At 71.9% G+C, this 19047-nt stretch carries 17 protein-coding genes; 13 read left to right on the top strand and 4 right to left on the bottom strand.

The features are described from left to right. Positions 1–21: 21 nt before the first annotated feature. Genes BLT19_RS17105 through BLT19_RS17045 form a run of 13 tightly spaced genes read left to right on the top strand, consistent with a single transcriptional unit; the run spans position 22 to position 14795 of the window. Positions 22–1134: a Gfo/Idh/MocA family protein gene (locus BLT19_RS17105; protein WP_091492837.1), complete on the top strand. Its 1113-nt coding sequence runs from the start codon at positions 22–24 to the stop codon at positions 1132–1134. Further along, positions 1131–2123: an NAD-dependent epimerase/dehydratase family protein gene (locus BLT19_RS17100; RefSeq protein WP_091492834.1), complete on the top strand. Its 993-nt coding sequence runs from the start codon at positions 1131–1133 to the stop codon at positions 2121–2123. Before BLT19_RS17105 ends, BLT19_RS17100 begins: the two co-directional genes overlap by 4 nt. After that, complete coding sequence (locus BLT19_RS17095) at positions 2120–3265, top strand: DegT/DnrJ/EryC1/StrS family aminotransferase (protein WP_231917708.1); 1146 nt, start codon at positions 2120–2122, stop codon at positions 3263–3265. Before BLT19_RS17100 ends, BLT19_RS17095 begins: the two co-directional genes overlap by 4 nt. Beyond that, a complete protein-coding gene (locus tag BLT19_RS17090) occupies positions 3262–3888 on the top strand; it encodes a NeuD/PglB/VioB family sugar acetyltransferase (protein WP_091492832.1) in 627 nt (208 codons plus the stop codon). Before BLT19_RS17095 ends, BLT19_RS17090 begins: the two co-directional genes overlap by 4 nt. Next, entirely contained in the window at positions 3885–5036 is a 1152-nt protein-coding gene (locus BLT19_RS17085; protein ID WP_091492829.1) for a DegT/DnrJ/EryC1/StrS family aminotransferase, read from the top strand. Before BLT19_RS17090 ends, BLT19_RS17085 begins: the two co-directional genes overlap by 4 nt. Next, the gene (locus BLT19_RS17080; RefSeq protein WP_091492827.1) at positions 5033–6079 is read left to right on the top strand and encodes a glycosyltransferase; all 1047 of its coding nucleotides are present in this window, start codon (positions 5033–5035) and stop codon (positions 6077–6079) included. The genes BLT19_RS17085 and BLT19_RS17080 overlap by 4 nt, the downstream gene beginning before the upstream one ends. 23 nt (positions 6080–6102) lie before the next feature. Then, positions 6103–7554, top strand: a complete 1452-nt coding sequence (locus BLT19_RS17075) for a lipopolysaccharide biosynthesis protein (protein WP_157681892.1) — start codon at positions 6103–6105, stop codon at positions 7552–7554. Next, positions 7544–8737, top strand: coding sequence for a glycosyltransferase family 2 protein (locus BLT19_RS17070; RefSeq protein ID WP_091492821.1), 1194 nt, complete (start codon positions 7544–7546; stop codon positions 8735–8737). The genes BLT19_RS17075 and BLT19_RS17070 overlap by 11 nt, the downstream gene beginning before the upstream one ends. Then, positions 8730–9959 (top strand): rhamnosyltransferase WsaF family glycosyltransferase, encoded by a 1230-nt coding sequence (locus BLT19_RS17895; RefSeq protein WP_231917707.1) that lies wholly within the window; start codon positions 8730–8732, stop codon positions 9957–9959. Before BLT19_RS17070 ends, BLT19_RS17895 begins: the two co-directional genes overlap by 8 nt. Next, a complete protein-coding gene (locus BLT19_RS17060) occupies positions 9956–11530 on the top strand; it encodes an acyl-CoA ligase (AMP-forming), exosortase A system-associated (RefSeq protein ID WP_231917706.1) in 1575 nt (524 codons plus the stop codon). Before BLT19_RS17895 ends, BLT19_RS17060 begins: the two co-directional genes overlap by 4 nt. After that, entirely contained in the window at positions 11527–12753 is a 1227-nt protein-coding gene (locus BLT19_RS17055; RefSeq protein WP_091492814.1) for a pyridoxal-dependent decarboxylase, exosortase A system-associated, read from the top strand. Before BLT19_RS17060 ends, BLT19_RS17055 begins: the two co-directional genes overlap by 4 nt. A gap of 15 nt (positions 12754–12768) precedes the next feature. Beyond that, positions 12769–13032 (top strand): acyl carrier protein, encoded by a 264-nt coding sequence (locus BLT19_RS17050; protein WP_091492811.1) that lies wholly within the window; start codon positions 12769–12771, stop codon positions 13030–13032. Further along, positions 13029–14795: an asparagine synthase-related protein gene (locus BLT19_RS17045; RefSeq protein WP_091492808.1), complete on the top strand. Its 1767-nt coding sequence runs from the start codon at positions 13029–13031 to the stop codon at positions 14793–14795. Before BLT19_RS17050 ends, BLT19_RS17045 begins: the two co-directional genes overlap by 4 nt. Here BLT19_RS17045 and BLT19_RS17040 read toward each other — a convergent pair. From BLT19_RS17040 to BLT19_RS17025, 4 genes are read right to left on the bottom strand one after another with little or no spacing between them, the layout of a single operon-like run. Then, a complete protein-coding gene (locus BLT19_RS17040; protein ID WP_091492806.1) occupies positions 14778–16004 on the bottom strand; it encodes a glycosyltransferase family 4 protein in 1227 nt (408 codons plus the stop codon). The two genes, BLT19_RS17045 and BLT19_RS17040, sit on opposite strands and share 18 nt — an antisense overlap. 22 nt (positions 16005–16026) lie before the next feature. Beyond that, positions 16027–16935 (bottom strand): glycosyltransferase family 2 protein, encoded by a 909-nt coding sequence (locus tag BLT19_RS17035; protein ID WP_091492803.1) that lies wholly within the window; start codon positions 16933–16935, stop codon positions 16027–16029. Continuing rightward, on the bottom strand, positions 16932–18239 hold the full coding sequence (locus BLT19_RS17030; RefSeq protein ID WP_091492801.1) for an O-antigen ligase family protein: 1308 nt from the start codon (positions 18237–18239) through the stop codon (positions 16932–16934). The genes BLT19_RS17035 and BLT19_RS17030 overlap by 4 nt, the downstream gene beginning before the upstream one ends. After that, a complete protein-coding gene (locus BLT19_RS17025) occupies positions 18236–19027 on the bottom strand; it encodes a YveK family protein (RefSeq protein ID WP_091492799.1) in 792 nt (263 codons plus the stop codon). The genes BLT19_RS17030 and BLT19_RS17025 overlap by 4 nt, the downstream gene beginning before the upstream one ends. Positions 19028–19047: the final 20 nt, after the last annotated feature.

The raw sequence follows: 19047 nt of genomic DNA, 5'->3' as shown, positions 1-19047 counted from the left end.
CTGCGGACAGTCTGGGGAGACATGGGGAACGGGGCATCCGTCGTTGAAAAAACGGCGCGATTGAGCATTGCTGTCATCGGAGCGGGGTACTGGGGTCCGAACCTCGCCCGCAACTTCCGGACCGGTCCGGCGTGGCATCTCGCCGCGATCTGCGACCTCGACATCGATCGCGCGCGTCGCGTCGCGGACTCGGTGGGCGGTGTGCCGGTCACCGACGACCTGCACGACGTCCTGTCTGATCCGCTGATCGACGCGGTCGCGATCGCCACACCGGCGCGCACGCACCATGCGATCGTGATGGCGGCGCTGGAGGCTGGCAAGCACGTCATCGTCGAGAAGCCGCTGGCCGACAGCGGCGTCGCCGGCCGCGAGATGGTCGAGCGCGCGGGGGAGATGGGTCTGGTCCTGATGGCCGACCACACGTACTGCTACACGCCGGCGGTGCTGAAGATCCGCGAGCTCATCGCCGACGGGTTCCTGGGCGACATCCTCTTCGTCGACAGCGTGCGCATCAACCTGGGACTCATCCAGCCCGACGTCGACGTCTTCTGGGACCTCGCGCCGCACGACCTGTCGATCATGGACTTCGTGCTGCCCGGCGGCCTGCGGACCACCAGCGTGGCGGCGCACGGGGCGGATCCGCTGCGCACCGGCAAGGCGTGCATCGGCTACCTCGCGATGCCGCTGGCCGGGGGAGCGGTCGCCCACGTGCACGCCAACTGGCTGAGCCCGACCAAGATCCGCCAGATGGTGATCGGCGGCACCAAGCGCACGCTGGTGTGGGATGACCTCAACCCCCAGCAGCGGCTGAGCGTCTACGACCGGGGCGTCGACATCGAGCAGGTGTCGAAGGGCAGCGCAGCGGACGCGCGTGCCGCGCACATCTCCTACCGGCTCGGCGACACGTGGTCGCCGGCGCTGCCCGAGGGCGAGGCGCTGGCCGGCGTCGCCGCCGAGTTCGCCGCGGCGATCCGGGAGGGCCGCAGCGCGCGCACCGGTGGCGAGGCCGGTCTGCGGGTGCTGGCGGTGCTCGAGGCCGCGAACCGCAGCCTCGAGCGCGGCGGCGCGCCTGAGCCGCTCGAACCGCTCGAACCGCTCGCCGTCGAGCTCGTCAGCGGGGGAGTCGTCCGATGACGCGGCTGGAGGGCTCCCGCATCCTCGTCACGGGCGGTGCCGGCACGATCGGCTCGACCCTCGTCGACCAGCTGCTGGACGCCGGGGCCGCGCACATCGACGTGCTGGACAACCTGGTCCGCGGGCGCATCGGCAACCTCGAGCACGCACTGGCCACCGGTCGGGTCACGCTCGTGGACGGCGACATCCGCGATGCTGCGCTGGTGGATGACCTCACCGCCGGCAAGGACCTGGTCTACCACCAGGCCGCAATCCGCATCACGCAGTGCGCCGAGGAGCCGCGGCTGGCTCTCGAGGTGCTCGTCGACGGCACGTTCAACGTCGTCGAGTCGGCGGCGAGGCACCGGGTGCGCAAGCTCATCGCGGCATCCAGCGCATCCGTGTTCGGCCTCGCGGAGGAGTTCCCGACGACCGAACGGCACCACCACCACAACAACGACACGCTCTACGGCGCCGCCAAATCGTTCAACGAAGGGCTGCTGCGCAGCTTCCGGGCGATGCAGGGCCTGGACTACGTCATCCTGCGCTACTTCAACGTCTATGGGCCCCGCATGGACGTGCACGGCCTGTACACCGAGGTGCTGGTGCGCTGGATGGAGCGGATCGCGGACGGCGAGCCGCCGCTGATCTTCGGCGACGGCCGCCAGACGATGGATTTCGTCTGCGTGCCGGACATCGCCCGTGCGAACGTGCTGGCCGGAGCCAGCGACATCGTGGACGGCGACTACAACATCGCCAGCGGCACCGAGACCAGCCTGCTCGAACTCGCCGAGGCGCTGCTGCGGGTCATGGGTTCGGACCTGGGGGTCGAGCACGGCCCGGAGCGCGCCGTCAACGGCGTTCCCCGCCGGCTCGCCGACACGACGGCCGCCCGGCGCGACCTCGGCTTCGAGGCATCCATCGGCATCGAGGAGGGTCTTCGGATGCTGGTGGACTGGTGGGCCCCGCTGCGGGAAGAGATCGCGGCCGGCCGGACGGTCCGCGCATGAGCGCCCGCATCAACGTGATGGTGCCCTGGCTCGGGACCGAGGAGGCGGATGCCGTCGCGGAGGTGATCGCCAGCGGCTGGGTGGCACAGGGCCCGCGCGTCCTGCGCTTCGAGCAGGAGTTCGCCGCCGCGATGCAGGCGCCGTACGCCGTCGCCACGACGAGCTGCACGACCGCCCTGCACCTGGCGCTGATCGTCGCGGGGATCGGGCCGGGCGACGAGGTCGTCATCCCTTCGTTCTCGTTCATCGCCACCACGAACGCGGTCCGCTACGTCGGTGCCGACCCCGTGTTCGCCGACGTCGACGCGGGCACCGGCAACCTCACGGGCGACACCGTGGCGGCAGCTCTGACGCCGGCCACCCGCGCCGTGATCGCCGTCGACCAGGGCGGGGTGCCGGTCGACCTGGACGGCATCCGGGCGGTCACCGACCGGCTCGGAATCGTCGTGATCGAGGATGCCGCGTGCGGCGCCGGCTCGACTTACAAAGGGCGCCCCGTGGGCGCCGGCGCGGAGATCTCGGCGTGGTCGTTCCACCCGCGCAAGCTCCTGACGACCGGCGAAGGCGGCATGCTCACGACGACGCGCGAGGACTGGGCCGCGCGGGCGCGTCACCTCCGCGAGCACGCCATGAGCGTCTCGGCCGCCGACCGGCACCGCTCGGTGCTGCCGCCGGCCGAGGAGTACGGCGAGGTGGGCTTCAACTTCCGGATGACCGACCTGCAGGCCGCCGTCGGCATCGTCCAGCTGGGGCGCCTGCCCGAGATCGTGCGGCGTCGCCGCGAGATCGCGGCGGCCTACCAGCGCGCCATCGCCGGCATCCCGGGTCTTCGCGCGGTCGCCGACCCGTCGTACGGCACCGGCAACTACCAGTCCTTCTGGGTCGAGGTCCTCGACGAGTACCCGACCGATCGCGAGGGGCTGCTCGAGGCGCTCGCCCACGCCGACGTCTCGGCGCGACGCGGCATCATGGCCGCGCACCGCCAGCCGCCGTACCGTTCCCTGACGCCGGAGCGCGGGCTGCCGGTCACCGAACGCCTGAACGAGACCACGCTGATCCTTCCGGTGTTCCACACGTTGACCGCCGACGAGCAGGATCGCGTGATCGCGGTGCTGCGCGCACCGGCCGGGGTCGCGGCATGAGCGCGGGGCTGCTGCTCGTGGGGGCGAGCGGACTGGTGCGGGAGGTCCTGGCCGCCGGGATCACCGGCGTCGCAGGAATCCTCGACGATGACCAGACGCTGCACGGCAGCCAGATCGACGGCATCCCGGTGGTCGGCGCGGTCTCAGCGGCGACCGACCGCGACGAGTCGCTGCTGGTGTGCATCGGGCCGAGCGCGAGCCGCCGCAGCGTCGTACGCCGACTCGCGAAGTCCGGCGTCGGCCTCGACCGGTACGCGACGTACGTCGCGCGGTCGGCCCGGATCGGCCGGACGAGCACGGTCGCCCCTGGCAGCATCCTGCTCGACGGCGTGGTCGTCACCGCGGATGCGAGCATCGGTCACCACGTCGTGGTGATGCCGAACTGCACCGTCACGCACGACTGCGTGCTCGATGATTTCGCGACGCTCGCGGCGGGCGTCGCGCTCGGCGGGTCGGTGCGCATCCGCGGGGCCGCGTACGTCGGCATGAACGCGTCGATCCGCCAGGGCGTCGAGATCGGCCGCGGCGCGACGGTCGGCATGGGCGCCGTGGTGCTCGCCGACGTCCCGGGCGATCGGACCTGGGCAGGGGTGCCCGCTCGAGAACTGGAGGCACGGGGATGACCGGCGGCCTGCCGTTCCTGGACGCGGTGCCGTTCGTCGACCTCGGCGCCCAGCAGGCGGAGATCGTGGACGAGGTGCTCCCGGTCTGGCGTGCCCAGCTCGAATCGGCCGCCTTCATGGGCGGCCCGGAGGTCGACGCGTTCGAACGCGAGTTCGCCGACTACCTCGGTGTGCGCCACGTGATCGGGGTCTCGAACGGCACCGACGCGCTCGAGCTCGCGTACCGGGCGGTCGGCATCGGCACGGGCGACGAGGTGATCGTTCCGGCGAACACGTTCATCGCCACCGCCGAGGCGGTCTCGCGGATCGGCGCCGTGCCCGTCTTCGTCGATGTCGACGACGACCACCTCCTCCTCGACCCGGACGCCGTCGCGGCGGCGATCACGCCCCGCACCCGCGCGATCGTGCCGGTGCACCTGTTCGGGCAGACCGCGCCGATGGAGCAGATCGCCTCGATCGCCCGTGCCCACGACCTGGTCGTGATCGAGGATGCCGCCCAGGCGCAGGGCGCCGCCTCCGCGGCCGGTCGGGCCGGCGCGCTGTCACGGGTGGCGGCGACCAGCTTCTATCCCGGCAAGAACCTCGGCGCCGCGGGCGATGCGGGCGCGGTCATGACCGATGACGCCGCCCTCGCGGCGCGCGTGCGCACGCTCGGCGCCCACGGCAGCGCCGTCAAGTACGTGCACGATGTCGTCGGCGTCAACGCACGCCTCGACGCGGTGCAGGCGGTCGTGCTGCGCGCCAAGCTGCGGCGCCTCGACGGCTGGAACGCGATGCGCCGGGCCGCAGCGGCGCGCTACGCCGCCATGCTCACCGGCTTGGACGGGGTGCGCCTGCCCGCCGTGCGCCCGGGCAACGACGACGTCTGGCACCTCTTCGTCGTGCGTGTCGACGACCGTGATCGGGTGGCGGCCGTGCTTGCTGCGGCGGGCGTCGGCACCGGCATCCACTACCCGACGCCCGTGCCCTTCACCGCCGCCTACGCATCGCTCGGCTACCGTCGTGGACAGTTCCCGGTCGCCGAGGCGGCAGCGGGCCGCATCCTGTCGCTGCCGATGTTCCCGCACCTGAGCGAGGCGCAGCAGGAGCAGGTCGTCGGCGCGCTGGCCGGAGCGCTCCGGCGCACGACCGAGCGGATCGCGTCATGAGGATCGTCCGCCCCGCGCGGATGCTCCGCCGCCCGAAGGTCACCGTGGTGATCCCGCACTACAACTACGGGCAGTTCCTGCAGACGGCGGTCGACTCGGCACTGGACCAGCGCGGCCTCGACCTCGAGATCATCATCGTGGATGACCGATCCACCGACGGCAGCGATGCGATCGCGCGCCGTATCGCCGCGGCCGATCAGCGGATCACGCTCGTCGAGCACGCGGAGAACATGCGGCACATCCGCACGTACAACGACGGACTGGCCAGGGCGACCGGCGACTACGTCGTGCTGCTGTCGGCCGATGACGCCCTCACCCCCGATTCGCTCACCCGTTCTGTCGCGCTGATGGAGGCGCATCCGAACGTCGGCCTGGTCTACGGCGGAGTGGAGTTCTTCTCCGGGGAGCTGCCAGCGGTCCGCGCCGGTGGCGGGTGGTGGCAGCTGTGGACCGGCGAGGAGTGGATCGACCGACTCGTGCGCCGCGGGCGCAACGCAGTGGTCAACCCCGAGGCCGTGATGCGTCGTTCGGTGTACCTGAGCACCGGCGGCTACGACCTCGACTTCCCGCACGCCGGCGACATGTACATGTGGCTGCAGGCCGCCGCCGTCAGCGATGTGGGCTTCGTCGCCGGACCCCGCCAGGCGTACTACCGCAGCGATCACGGCGCCAACATGCACTCCAGCCAGTACGGCGGAGTGCTCGATGACATGCGGCAGGTGCGAGACGTCTACGAGCGCTTCTTCGCCGCGGACGGATCGGGGCTCGCCGGTGCCGACGCGCTCGCCGCGACCGCGCGACGCTCGGTCGCGCGCGAAGCCCTGCTTCGCGGCGCGCTGCTGCGGGCCGAAGGCGCCCCGGCCGAGGTGCTCTCGGAGCTCCAGGGCTTCGCCCGCGAGACTGCGCCGGAGATCGTGCGCACCCCGGTCTGGCGCTGGGCTGATCGCACCGCGATCGAGGGACGGCGGGCACGCGGCATCCGCTCGGCCGAACGTCTGCGCTGGAAGATCCGCTCACGTCGCCAGCTGGCGCTCGGGCTCTGAGGTCGCCGACGATGACCCGTTCGATGAGTGACCACCGCGCGACGCTGCGCTCCCAGGCGACGCGCGGCGCGGCCTGGAGCGGCGTGAGCACGATCGTGCTGCGCCTGGGCGGACTCGTCGTCGGGATCGTGCTGGCCCGGCTGCTCAGCCCCGAGGAGTTCGGTGTCTACGCGGTCGCCCTCACCGTGCAGGCGATCCTGATCACCGTGGCCGACCTGGGGTTGTCCGCCGACCTCATCCGCAGCGACGACCCCGACCGCATCGCGCCGACCGTCGCCACCCTTGGGCTTACCAGCGGCGCGATCATGACCGCGATCACGCTGGCCTCCAGCGTCGCGATCGCGGACCTGCTCGGAGCCCCCGCGGCGGCGCCCGCCATCTCGGTGCTCTCGCTCACGCTGGTGCTGGCCGGGGCGAGCGTCGTGCCGTACGCGATGCTGCAGCGCCGGTTCCAGCAGCGCGAGCTCTTCTTCGTCGGCGTCGCCGACTTCCTCGTCTCCACGACGGTGACCCTGGCCCTCGTCGCGATCGGCCTGGGTCCGCTGGGCCTGGCGATCGGACGCGTGGCGGCGCAGGTCGTCTCGACGGTCATGCAGTTCGTGCTGGCCCGGGTGGTGCCGCGGTTCGGCATCGACCGCGCCGCGATCGGGCCGGTGCTCGCCTTCGGCCTGCCCATCGCCGCCGCCAACCTGCTCTCCTGGACGCTGCTGAACGTCGACAACATCATCCTGGTGCGCATCGCCGGCGCTGCCGCCCTGGGGTTCTACGTGCTCGCCTTCAACATCTCGGGCTGGCCGATGAGCGCCCTGTCGCAGGTCGTGCGCTCGATCTCGCTGCCGTACTTCTCGCGCACCGGCAGCGGGAGCGAGGGACTCGCCCCCGTCGTCGCGGTGGCCTGGGCCGGAGCGCTCCCCGCCGGCGCGGTGCTGGCCGCGCTCAGCGCGCCGCTCATCGAAGTCGTCTACGGCGCGAAATGGCTGCCCGCCGCGCCGGTGCTGGCCGCGCTCGGCCTCTACGGCAGTCTGCGCGTGGTCTTCGACCTCTTCGCCGGCTTCCTCTACGCCCGCGGGCGGTCGCGGCCGGTGCTGTGGATCCAGCTCGCCTGGCTCGCGGTCCTCGTGGTGGGCATGATCTTCGCCACGCAGGCGTTCGGGATCGTCGGCGCCGGATGGGTGCACGTGGTCGTGGCGGTCGTCGTGGTCCTTCCCGCATACGCGCTGGCGCTGCGCTCGGCCGGCGTCCGCTTCCGGACGATCCTGCGGGCGGCGTGGTGGCCGACGGTGGCGGCGGTCCCCGCGGTCGCTGTCGCGATCGGCGCACGTCTGCTGATCGAGAACCCGGTCGGGGCGGTGCTGGTCGGCGGTCTCGGCGCCGTCGCGGTCTACCTGCTCGTCGGGTGGCCGTGGCTGCGGCAGCACGTGCGGGCGATCCGCGGCTCGGAGCGGGTCGGCGTGGCGGTGCACGATGTCGCGTGATCTCGCGGTGGCGCCAGCGACGCGGGTGCGCACCTGGACGGGATACGCCGAGTCGCACGCGATGTCGGGACGGATGCTGCGGCTGGCGGCTCGCCTCGCACCGTCGCCGCTGCGCCCGATCGCCCGGATTCCCGCGCCGAGGCTGGCGCCCCGCGCTCGGCCGCTGGTCTCCGTCGTCATCCCCTGCTACAACTACGCCCGGTTCCTCCCGGCCGCCGTGCGCAGCGCGGTCCTGCAGGAGGGTGTCGAGGTCGAGGTGCTCGTGGTCGACGACGTCTCGACCGACGACAGCCTCGAGGTCGCCCGCCGGCTCGCGGCCGAGTATCCGTCCGTCCGAGTGCTCGCGCGGGCCGAGAACGGCGGTCATGTCCGCGCCTTCAACACCGGGTGGGCGGCGGCATCGGGTGCGTACATCGTGAAGCTGGACGCCGACGATCTGCTGGCTGCCGGGTCGCTCGCACGCGCCGCAGCACTCCTGGAGTCGTGCCCCGGCGTCGGGCTCGTCTACGGGCACCCGCGGCACTTCGAGTCCGCCGAACCGCCCGCCGGCCGCACGACCGACGTCCGGTGGACGGTGTGGCGCGGGCGGGACTGGCTCGCCGAGCGCTGCCGGCTCGGCGTCAGCGCGATCACCAACCCGGAGATGGTGCTCCGCTCGAGCGTCCTCGCCGAGATCGGCCCGATGGACCCGGCGGTCCCGTACGCACCGGACATGGAGATCGCGATGCGGGTCGCCGCGGTCAGCGACGTCGGCTGGGTCGGCGGGGCGGATCAGGCCCTGCACCGCGAGCACGGCGGGAGCATGAGCGAGACCGACGGATCGGGCACCCTCGTCGACCTGGAAGCACGGGCCGATGCGTTCGCGAGCGTGTTCCGCCGCGTCGGCGATCGCGTTCCCGGTGCGAGCGCGCTGCACGACGACGCCCGTCGGGCGCTGGCACGCGATGCGCTCCGCTTCGCGTCGGCCGCGCACGACCGCGGGCACCCGCGCGGCGGGGACGACGAGCTGCTCTCGTTCGCCGCGCGCATCTGGCCGGCCGCGCGGGAGTGGTCGTCGTTCCAGCGGGTGGAGCGGGACGCGGCATCCGGACCGGCTGCCCGCGTCGCCGCGCTCGCCCGACGCGCCGCACGCCGTGCCCGGCAGGACGTCTCCTATGCGCGATGGGTGGTCTCCGGTGTCTGAATCGATCGTGGGTGCGTCCGTGAGCCGGATGCTGGCCACGGCGCGTCGCGCACGCGAGGTCGGGGCGCGCGGCGTCGCCCAGCGCCTCGCCTGGCGCGCCTATCGCGACACCGGCGCCGCCGACCTCTTCTTCCAGATCGCCGACGAGGACATCCTGGCCGAGGTGCCGGACGACCTCCCCGTCCCGCAGGAGCGTCCCGTCCGCGGCGATCCGCTCACCATCGGATGGGTCTGCACGGCGCCGGCTCCAGGCTCAGGCGGGCACACCACCCTGTTCCGGATGGTCGAGGCGCTCGAAGCGCAGGGGCACCGGTGCGTCCTCTACTTCTCCGACCGTCACGGGATGGACGCCATTGCGCTGCAGGAGGTCGTCCGGCGTCACTGGCCCGCACTGCGGGCGGAGGTGCGGGACGTGGCTGACGGCATCCGCGACCTGGACGCGGTCGTGGCCTCGGGCTGGGAGTCGGCCCATCTCATCGTCCGCTACGGCCGGACGCCGATGCGGCGGCTGTACTTCATCCAGGACTACGAGCCGCACTTCTACGGCCACGGTGCCGAGCACGAATTCGCCGCGATGACCTACCGCCTGCCGTTCCGGCGCATCGCGCTGGGCGAGATGCTCGACGGGATGATCCGGGAGGAGACCGGCCTGCACTCGGACGTCGTGCCGTTCGGATGCGACTCGTCGGCGTACCGCCTGCCTTCGCCGCAGCCGGCCCGGCACGGGATCGTCTTCTACTGTCGTCCCGATTACGCCCGTCGCGGCTACCAGCTCGCGCGCGTCGCGCTCACCCTGTTCCACCGCGCGCACCCGGAGCAGGAGATCCACATCTATGGCGCACCGCCCCGCGGATTCGACGTGCCGCACACCTTCCACGGCCGCCTGTCGACCGACGAGCTGAACGAGCTGTACGGCAGGACGATCGCCGGGCTCGCCATGTCGTTCACCAACATCACCCTCGTCGCCGAGGAGATGCTCGCGGCCGGCAACATCCCGGTCGTGAACGACATGCCGCTGGCGCACGCGGTGCTGCCCAACCCGCTCGTCCGCTGGGCCGAGCCGACCGCCGGCGCACTTGCGGGCGCCCTCGCCGCAGTCGTGACCGCACCGGACCGCGAGGCGAACGCGATCGCTGCCGCCGCCTCGGCGGGCGGACGGTCGTGGCAGCCGACCGGCGACGCGGTCGTGCGGATCGTGGAGGACGAGGTGTACGGGTCGTGACCGGCATCCGCTCGAATCTCCACCACCTGCTCACGCAGTCCGCGCAGCGGCTCCCCGACGCGCCCGCCCTCACGTACAAGAACGAGACCGCGACCTACTCAGAGGTCGCGGCGGCCGTGGCATCCGTCGCCGGGCATCTTCGGGAACTGGGGCTTCGCAGAGGCGACCGGGTGGCGATCCTCCTCGAGAAGCGCATCGAGACGGTCGTCGCGATGTTCGCGGTGTCCGCGGCCGGCGGGATCTTCGTGCCGGTCAACTCCGTGCTCAAGCCCGCACAGGTCGAGCACATCCTCGGCGACAGCGGCGCGCGCATCCTGGTGACGACGGCCGACCGGCTCCGCCAGCTCGCCGACCTGCTGCGGCAGGCCCGGATCGAGCACGTGGTCGTGGTGGGCGAGTGCGCAGGGGTTGCGAGGCAGGACGTCCCTTACGGGCTGCACGCCTGGCGGGCGGCATCCGCGCCCAACGGCGGACTCGGCGAGCCGGCGGCGATCGACGTCGACCCCGCGGCCATCCTGTACACCTCGGGGAGCACCGGCAAGCCCAAAGGCGTGGTGCTCAGCCACCGCAACCTCCTCGTCGGCGCCGAGAGCGTCAGCACCTACCTGCACAACACGAGCGATGACGTGATCCTCAGCGCCCTGCCGCTGAGCTTCGACGCCGGCCTGAGCCAGATCACCACGGCGTTCTGCGTGGGGGCGCATGTGATCCTGCTGAACTACCTGCTGCCGCGCGAGGTTCCCGCGCTCTGCGCGCGGCACGGCGTGACCGGGCTCACGGCGGTGCCGCCGCTCTGGCTGCAGCTGGCCGACGTGCCCTGGCCCGAGGAGGCCGCGCGGAGGCTGCGGTACTTCGCCAACACCGGGGGACGGATGCCGCGACCCACCCTCGATCGCCTGCGCGCCACCTTCACCGTGGCGGACCCGTACCTGATGTACGGGCTGACGGAGGCCTTCCGCTCGACCTACCTCGACCCCGCCGAGGTGGACCGGCGCCCCGACTCGATCGGCAAGGCGATCCCGAACGCCGAGATCCTCGTGCTGCGGCCGGACGGCACGCCCTGCGGGCCAGGCGAGCCGGGAGAACTGGTCCACCGCGGCGCGCTCGTCGCCCTCGGGTACTGGAACGACCCGGCGCGCACCGCAGAGCGGTTCCGGCCGGTGACGCACGCCGGCCAGGATTGGCGTGCGCCCGAGCTGGCGGTGTGGTCTGGCGACACCGTCGTCGCGGACGAGGAGGGGTTCCTCTTCTTCGTCGGTCGCTCCGACGACATGATCAAGACCTCGGGCTACCGGGTCAGTCCCACCGAGATCGAAGAGGCCGCGTACAGCACCGGCCTCGTCCGCGACGCGGTCGCCCTCGGGGTCGCCGATGCCGCGCTGGGGCAGCGCATCCTGCTGATCGCCAGCCCCGTGCAGCCCGAACTCGACGTCGCAGCGCTGATCGCAGCGCTGCGCCGGCTCCTGCCGCTGTACATGGTCCCCGCGCGCATCGAGGTCCGCGGGGAGCTGCCGCGCTCGCCCAACGGCAAGTTCGACCGCGCGCTGCTGAAATCGGAGGTGGCCGCATGATGGCCCACCAGCACCTGGCCGCGTTCGGCACGCGGGACGGCGAGCTGCGAGTCGGGGGCATGCCGCTCAGCCGGCTGGCCGCCCGGGTCGGCTCGACGCCGTTCTTCGCGTATGACAGGGGTGTGCTCGACAACAGGATCGACGCGCTCCGCAACACGCTTCCGTCGCGCATCGACCTCAGCTTCGCGATGAAGGCGAACCCGATGCCGGCGCTCGTGCAGCATATGGCCCGGCGGGTGGACCGGATCGATGTGGCCTCGGGCCTGGAGATGCAGGTCGCGCTGGACACCGGCATCCGTCCCGACCGCATCAGTTTCGCCGGACCCGGCAAGACCCCCGCCGAGATCCGCCAGGCGGTCGCGGCCGGTGTGCTCATCGAGATCGAGTCGACCACGGAGCTTCGTCGCGTCATCGCCGCGGGCGACGAGCTCGGGCTCACCCCGACGATCGCCGTGCGCGTCAACCCGGACTTCGCCGTCAAGGGGTCGGGCATGCGGATGGGTGGCGGCCCGCAGCAGTTCGGGATCGACTCGGAAGAGGTGCCGGCAGTCCTGCGCGGCATCGCCGCTGCCGGGGTGGACGTGCTCGGCTTCCACGTCTTCGCCGGCTCGCAGAACCTCAACGCCGGGATCATCGCCGAGTCGCAGCGGCGCACCGTCGACCTCGTCAGCACGCTCGCCGTGCACCTCCCACGGCCGATGCGCTACCTCAACCTGGGCGGCGGGTTCGGCATCCCGTACACGGAGAAGGATCAGCCGCTCGATCTGGGCGCCGTCGCCGAGGGGCTCCGGGAACTGGTCCATGGACCGATCGCCGAGCGCTTCCCCGACGCCACACCGGTGCTGGAGCTGGGGCGCTACCTCGTCGGCGAATGCGGCGTGTACGTGACCCGCGTGCTCGACCGGAAGCTCTCGCGCGGACGGACGTACCTGGTCGTCGACGGCGGCATGCACCATCAGCTCGCGGCATCCGGCAATTTCGGCCAGGCGATCCGTCGCAACTATCCGCTGGTCGTCGGCAATCGCGTCGACGCGGACCCGGACGATGCGGTGACGGTGGTCGGATGCCTGTGCACCCCGCTCGACCTGCTCGGCGACGACCTCGCCCTGCCGGATGCCGACGTCGATGATCTGATCGTCATCTTCCAGGCCGGCGCCTACGGCCTCACCGCCAGCCCGACCGCCTTCCTGGGGCACGCCGCCCCCGCCGAAGTCCTCGTCTGAGATCAAGGAGACCCGATGAACGACAACCTCGATGCCGTCCGCACCGTGCTGATCGAGAGCCTCGAGCTCTCGCAGTCGCCGGGCGAGCTCGCCCCCGACACCGCGCTGTTCGGCGCGCTTCCCGAATTGGACTCGTTCGGGGTGGTCGCCCTGGTGGCCGCGATCGAGGAGCGCTTCGACATCACCATCGACGACGACGAGTTCGGCGCGGAGCTGTTCGACACCGTCGGCACGCTGAGCGATTTCGTCGACGCGAAGCTCGCGTCCGCCGTGAGATGAACCCCGCTGCCCTCGCCGGCTTCCTCGCGCGCCGGACGGATGCCGCGTCGCCGGGCGACCGCCCCGCGGCAGGCGCGACGCGCGTGCGCTGCGGTGCGGTGACGATGGACCACTGGGGGCTCCGCGCCGCGTCCGAGCAGTGGCCGGTGTTCGTCGTGTCGCGGGTGCACCGGCGAGCCGGCGGTTCGGTGGACGAGGGCGAGATCGCCGCACTGCTGCGCACCGACCCGGGCTCGCTCGCCGGGCTGCTGCCGCCGTTCGGCGCGGTCGGCGCCGAACCCGGCGGAGTGTCGATGGTGGCGGACTCACTGGGATTCCAGCACCTGTTCCATTCCGCGCCCTGCCGTGCGGAAGGACCGGTGATGTCCAGCTCCGCCCTGCACGCGGGATGGGCCGCATCAGCGCCGCTGGATCGGACGGCGATCGGCGTCCAGTCGCTGCTCGGCTGGCAGCTGGGGCAGCGGACCCTCTTCGAGGGGATCCGCAAACTCGAGCCGGGTGCGAGCGCCCGGCTCGACGCGGCCGGCGTTCATGTGCGCCGGTCGCGCGAGCCGGCGGGAGATCCGATCGACATGGACGACGCCGTCCGGCGGGCCGCCGATGTGCTGCGGGTGTCGCTGAACGCCCTGCTGGACGACCACCCCGACGCGGTGCTGCAGCTGACCGGAGGGATGGATTCGCGGCTCCTGCTGAGCGCCATCCCGGCGCGGCGCCGCCGGGGTCTTCGGGCGATGACGCTGGAGGTCCCAGGGTCGGGCGATGTGGCGCGCGCCCGCGTGATCGCGGAGCGCTACGGCATCCGCCACACCGTGCACGGGCTCGCAGACGTCGGCACGGTCAGCCCCGCGGTCGCCTGGGAGCTGTGCCGGGCGGACGCGATCCGCCTGGATGCGATGGCCGACCCGGTCGCGCTCGCCGCGCAGCGGATCGCGGAGCGCGACTTCGACCAGGGTGTGCGCATCTCGGGGCTCGGCGGCGAGATGGCGCGCGGCTTCTACTACGTCGGCCGGATCCGCGACCGCGCGTACAGCCGCGGCGACGCGGAGGAACTGGCCTCGTGGCGGATGTTCGTGAACGAGGCCGTGGAGCCCGGTCTGCTCACGCACGAGTTCAGCGCCTGGGCGCGCGCTGTCGCGAACGACGAGGTGTACGCGGCGCTCGAGGCGGGTGGCGAGGAATGGTTCCGCGCGGCGGACGAGTTGTATGCCGGAAACCGCATGCAACGATGGGCGGGCGCCACGGACATCGCCGTCTCCGATCAGCGCACCATCGTCAACCCGATGCTCGACGCCGCGTTCCTGGACATCGCGGCCCGCCTCCGACCCCAGGACAAGGCGCACGCGAGATTCCTCGGTGCGCTGCAGATGGAACTGGACCCAGAGCTCGGGGTGATGCCGCTGGACGGACGCCCTGCCCCCTCGACCTACGCGGATCCCGGAGCGTGGCAACCCGTCCTGGATGTGGCGCGCACCGGTCGAAGGGCCGCTCGCAAAGCAGTGCAGCGTCTGCGGCGCGGCAATCGCCCACCGGCCGGCGGAACGATCCTGGCGGCGAAGGTCGTCGCGCACTGGCGTCAGCACCCGGAGATCCTCCGCCCGCTGGGCGACCTCGACTTCGTCCGCGGCGACTGGGTCCAGGACGTGCTGAACGCGCGCGTCGATCCGCGACCCAGTTCCGTCGCCTTCGTCACGAATCTCGTCGTGGCCTCATCGAGCGAGCCGGCCTCGCTGTCGAGCGCGCAGGGATCACTCCGGGTGGGATGACCCGGCGCGCGGCTGCGCCGCGATCTCGTCGTAGATCCGCATGACGCGCTGCACGCGATGCGTCCACAGGTGGCTGCTCTCCACCAGCGCGTGGGCGGCGCGACCCATCCGCTGCCGCAGCTCGGGATCCTCGACCAGCGCGCGGACGGCCGCCGCGCAGTCGGCGGCGAGCTGGGCGGGGGAGTCGGACTCCAGCCGGAACGCGCACGAATCGTCGACGTTCGCGCCGGGACCGCCGCGACGGCAGACGATCACCGGAAGGCTGTGGGCCATCGCCTCGAGCGTCACGTTGCCGCCGGGCTCCCGATAGCTCGGGAAGGCGAAGACGTCCGCGCGCTCATAGAACCCGTCGACCTCCTCCCGCGGGACCTTGCCGTGGAACACGACGCGCTCCGCGACGCCGAGCTCGGCCGCCAGCGCCTCGCAGGCCGCCCGATCGTTGCCCTCGCCGATCACGTCGAGGACCACGTCCAGGTCGGGTACGAGCGAGAGGGCGGTGATCACGTCGCGCAGCCCCTTGGTGCGCACGATCCGTCCGACCCAGAGCAGGCGAACCGGGCCCGCCCTGTCGGATCGATCGATCGGGGCAGGGAGTTCGAGGACGGCCGTCTCGCTCATGATCTCGAATCGCTGCAGCCGGAGCCCGCTCAGGAACTCGCCGACGTACGGCGCGACGCCGATCACGCAGGCGGCGGACTCGTACGTGCGGCGAAGAAGCGGGTCGTGCCTGATGCGCCAGGCATCCAGCGCGCGCAACCGCTGCCACCACGGCGTCGAGCCCTCCTCCTGCGCGAAGGCCGCAGGAGACTCCAGGCTGCCGCCCACCGGACCGAGGAGCAGCGGGATGCCGAGTCCGGCTGCGGGCGAGGCGTAGCGCATCGCCACCGGCACGACCTGGTGGGCGACGTCGAACCGCTCGCCCTCGGCCAGCCGGCGGCGCAACCAGCGGCGGGCGCGAAGGAAGAACGGAACGTAGCCGGGCTGCATCAGGCTGTTCAGGCGCTCGAATCGGTGCACCCCGGGCGGCTCCTCCGCCTCGATCACCCGGACACCCGGCAGCTGCAGCGCTGACGGGGTGTGACCCCGCTTGTAGGTCGTCAGGAGGGTGAGGTCGGTCTGCTCCGCCAGCATCCTGGCCCACTGGAACGCCACCCACGCCTCGCCGATGTCTTCTCCGTCGCACGCCGGCGCGATCATCACGACCTTCATCGTCGGCAGCCTCCCCGCGTGCTCATCGCGGCAGGAGCGCGTCGCTCGCCCCGAGCAGCGGCGGTCGACGTGTCGGGCGCACCAGCGCGCGGACGGTCGGCCAGGACTTGTCGTGGCCGAGAAGGGCCCGCCGGATCTCGGTCGCGACGGTCAGGCCGAAGTAGACCGACGCGCGGAGCGTGCCCGTTCGACGGCGGTACAGCCGCACCCGGTTGAGGATCTTCATCGTGTGGGTCGTCGCGCTCTCACCGGACCCGCCCCCGATGTGCATCGCGCCGGCCGCGGGCGTGTACACGGTCGACCACCCCGCATCCTTGGCGCGGAGGCTGAAGTCGGTCTCCTCGGAGTAGAGAAAGTACGACTCGTCCATCCCGCCGAGCGCGGCATAGCGCGCGCTGTCCACGAGCAGGATCGCCCCCACCGCCCACTCCACTTCGTGCTCGGTCTCGTACGCCGACGGGTCCTCGATGCGCTCCGTGAACACCGCCCAGCCGGTGAAGCTCAACCCGCCCACCCGCCCCATCGTCGGGCCGCGGCGAAGCGTCGGGGAGAGGCTGCCGTCCGCCTCGCGCACGCGCGGCGCGACGACGGCGGTGCCGGGTCTGCGCAGCACGGCGAGCATCGTCGGCACCGAACCCGGATCCAGCACGGCATCGGGGTTCAGGATGAGGATCGCCGACGCTTCCGGCGAGTGGCGGACCGCTCGGTTCATCCCGGCCGCATAGCCGTCGTTGCTGGAGCGGACGACGGTGCAGTCCGCACGGGACTCGAGGACCTCGATCGTGCGATCGGTCGAGCCGTTGTCCACGACGACGACCGACCAGGACAGGTCGCCCATCGCCGCCGGGATGCTGTCGAGCATGCCCGCGATGTGGGCCTCGCTGTTGAAGGTCACGATGACTGCCGCGATGTCGACGGTGGGTTCGGTCATCGCAGCAGCGCAGCCAGCCCGGCCCTGGCGGCCTCGATCCGGCGCAGCGCGCCCGCCATGCCGAGGATCAGGAACAGCGTGCCCATCGTCATGGGGAAGGCGAACGCGTCGAACATGAAGAGACAGGCGAACCCTGCGCAGATCGCCGCTGCCAGCGCCATCGCAAGATCGCGGGACGCCTCGTCGCGCAGGCGCGTCCGCAGCCGGAACATCGTGACGGCGGCAGTGACCCCCAGTGCGAGGAACGCGAGCGTGCCGACGATGCCGATCGTCACCAGGAGCAGGAGGTACTGGTTGTCGAAGATCCGGTACTTCGGCAGGAAGGTGCCCAGCCCCCGTCCGAACCAGGGGTTCTGCGCGATGAAGTTCCCCGCCACGGCGAAGCCGTCGGTCCGGGAGGTGATGCTCGGATCATCGCCCGCCCCGGTGAACAGTCCCGCGATGGAGTTCACGAAGTTCGGCGTCAGCACCAGCATCGCCAGGAGGCCTGCCGCCACCAGCCCGGTGACGCGGAGCCGTCGAGCCCGCGTCCACCCCACCATGCAGATCACGAGCGCGATCGCAGCGCCGAGATAGGCCGAGCGCGACGAGGTCAGCGGAATGATGGCGCCGATCGCCGCCGCGGGGAGCCACCGCACGACCGGTCCGCGGTGGGTCTGCGCGAAGCCGACGTACAGCGCGATCGGCAGCAGCATGGCCAGGATCACGCCGTACTCGATGGGATGCGTCGCCGTGCCCGGCGGGCGTGGGTAGCCGCCGCGCGAGCCGAGCGTGTACACCGGCTCGCCGGACAGGCCCGGGATCGACAGCTGGTCGACCCACAGCTGGCGCGTGGCGATCTGGAACAGGCCCAGCGCGGCGATGAGTCCGCCGCAGACCGCGAAGCGCCAGATGAGGGTCTCGAGCCGGCTTCGGTCGTCGATGCCGTCGTGTGTGAGCAGCAGCGTGCCGGCCCACGACGCGAGCGCGAGCAGGGCCACATCGGCGGGGCTGGTCTCGTCGGGGCTGAGCGGCCGGGTCATGGCCATCACGTACGAGACGCCGACGCAGAACAGCAGCACCCCGAGGGCGATCCGGATCGGCTGCGGGCCGGATGAGACCCGCCGCGCGGCGCCGATGAACATGAGCAGCCAGAGCAGCAGGCTCCCGAGACCGAACAGGAGCGACGGCGCCCCGGCGCTGCCCAGCGGTCCGAGGACCAGCCGGGTGGGCAGGAACAGCAGCAGGATCAGGTACAGCGTCAGCCAGCCCACCGCGTCGGGTCGGGTCCGGGTCTTGCGCAGCGGCACCAGCGCCTGGGTCAACTGCCGCGTCCCGCCTGCATCTCCACGGGGTCGCCGTCATCGGCGGGGGTGGACTCGTCGGCTGTGGCGGGCTCCGCTTCCGCATCTGTGCGTCGGCGACGGCGATGGCCCTTCGGCGGCGGCGTCGCCGCGGCATCCTCCGCGAACTCGTCCTCGATCGGCGGCAGGGGCGGAGCCGGCCGGCGTGCGCGCCTGCGCAGCAGGATCCCGTCCATGGCGAAGGCGACGAAGCCGGTGAGGACGAGTCCGACCACGACGGCGGCGATCACGTTTCGGATGGTCGCCGAGGAGTCCCTGGACGCTTCCGCGTCCACGGCGAGCGGCATGGAGGTGATGACGGATGCCGCGGGCGCGTCGACCTCGCCCTGCAGGCGCGCGAGCTCTTCCGGAATCCGGTTCTGCAGGTAGTCCAGGGTGGCCAGGGTCGACTCGGCACTGGTGTCGGTCACGTCGACCGAGATCACCGGACCCCGCGTCGAGTCGTCCAGGAGGACCCGGTACTCCGCGGTCGGCCAGCGATCGGCGACCTCGGTCTGTGCGGACTCGCTGGAGAAGTAGGCCACGACGATGCTCGCCGGCTGCTCGAGCCCGCTGAGCGCCAGGAACGGGTTGCCGCCGTCGCCGACGGTGTTCGAGCCGGGCAGGAGCAGGACCAGCGCCCGCGCGTTGTACTCGGAGGGCGTGGCGACGTACGCCGCAGACGCGAGGCCCACGGTCAGGATCAGTCCGACGAGCACCACGTACCAGCGGCGCGCCAGAGCCTTGACGACATCGAGTACCACAGGCATCCCCCCCACCGGCGCGCCTT

The sequence above is a fragment of the Microbacterium pygmaeum genome, assembly GCF_900100885.1.
GTDB lineage: Bacteria > Actinomycetota > Actinomycetes > Actinomycetales > Microbacteriaceae > Microbacterium > Microbacterium pygmaeum.
Note: the sequence above shows the minus strand (reverse complement) of the source record. Positions and strands in the feature narration are given on the sequence as shown.

Coding starts and splice junctions, on each gene's coding strand:
- BLT19_RS17105 (WP_091492837.1), top strand. CDS start 22: ATGGGGAACGGGGCATCCGTCGTTGAAAAAACGGCGCGATTGAGCATT.
- BLT19_RS17100 (WP_091492834.1), top strand. CDS start 1,131: ATGACGCGGCTGGAGGGCTCCCGCATCCTCGTCACGGGCGGTGCCGGC.
- BLT19_RS17095 (WP_231917708.1), top strand. CDS start 2,120: ATGAGCGCCCGCATCAACGTGATGGTGCCCTGGCTCGGGACCGAGGAG.
- BLT19_RS17090 (WP_091492832.1), top strand. CDS start 3,262: ATGAGCGCGGGGCTGCTGCTCGTGGGGGCGAGCGGACTGGTGCGGGAG.
- BLT19_RS17085 (WP_091492829.1), top strand. CDS start 3,885: ATGACCGGCGGCCTGCCGTTCCTGGACGCGGTGCCGTTCGTCGACCTC.
- BLT19_RS17080 (WP_091492827.1), top strand. CDS start 5,033: ATGAGGATCGTCCGCCCCGCGCGGATGCTCCGCCGCCCGAAGGTCACC.
- BLT19_RS17075 (WP_157681892.1), top strand. CDS start 6,103: ATGAGTGACCACCGCGCGACGCTGCGCTCCCAGGCGACGCGCGGCGCG.
- BLT19_RS17070 (WP_091492821.1), top strand. CDS start 7,544: ATGTCGCGTGATCTCGCGGTGGCGCCAGCGACGCGGGTGCGCACCTGG.
- BLT19_RS17055 (WP_091492814.1), top strand. CDS start 11,527: ATGATGGCCCACCAGCACCTGGCCGCGTTCGGCACGCGGGACGGCGAG.
- BLT19_RS17050 (WP_091492811.1), top strand. CDS start 12,769: ATGAACGACAACCTCGATGCCGTCCGCACCGTGCTGATCGAGAGCCTC.
- BLT19_RS17045 (WP_091492808.1), top strand. CDS start 13,029: ATGAACCCCGCTGCCCTCGCCGGCTTCCTCGCGCGCCGGACGGATGCC.
- BLT19_RS17040 (WP_091492806.1), bottom strand. CDS start 16,004: ATGAAGGTCGTGATGATCGCGCCGGCGTGCGACGGAGAAGACATCGGC.
- BLT19_RS17035 (WP_091492803.1), bottom strand. CDS start 16,935: ATGACCGAACCCACCGTCGACATCGCGGCAGTCATCGTGACCTTCAAC.
- BLT19_RS17025 (WP_091492799.1), bottom strand. CDS start 19,027: ATGCCTGTGGTACTCGATGTCGTCAAGGCTCTGGCGCGCCGCTGGTAC.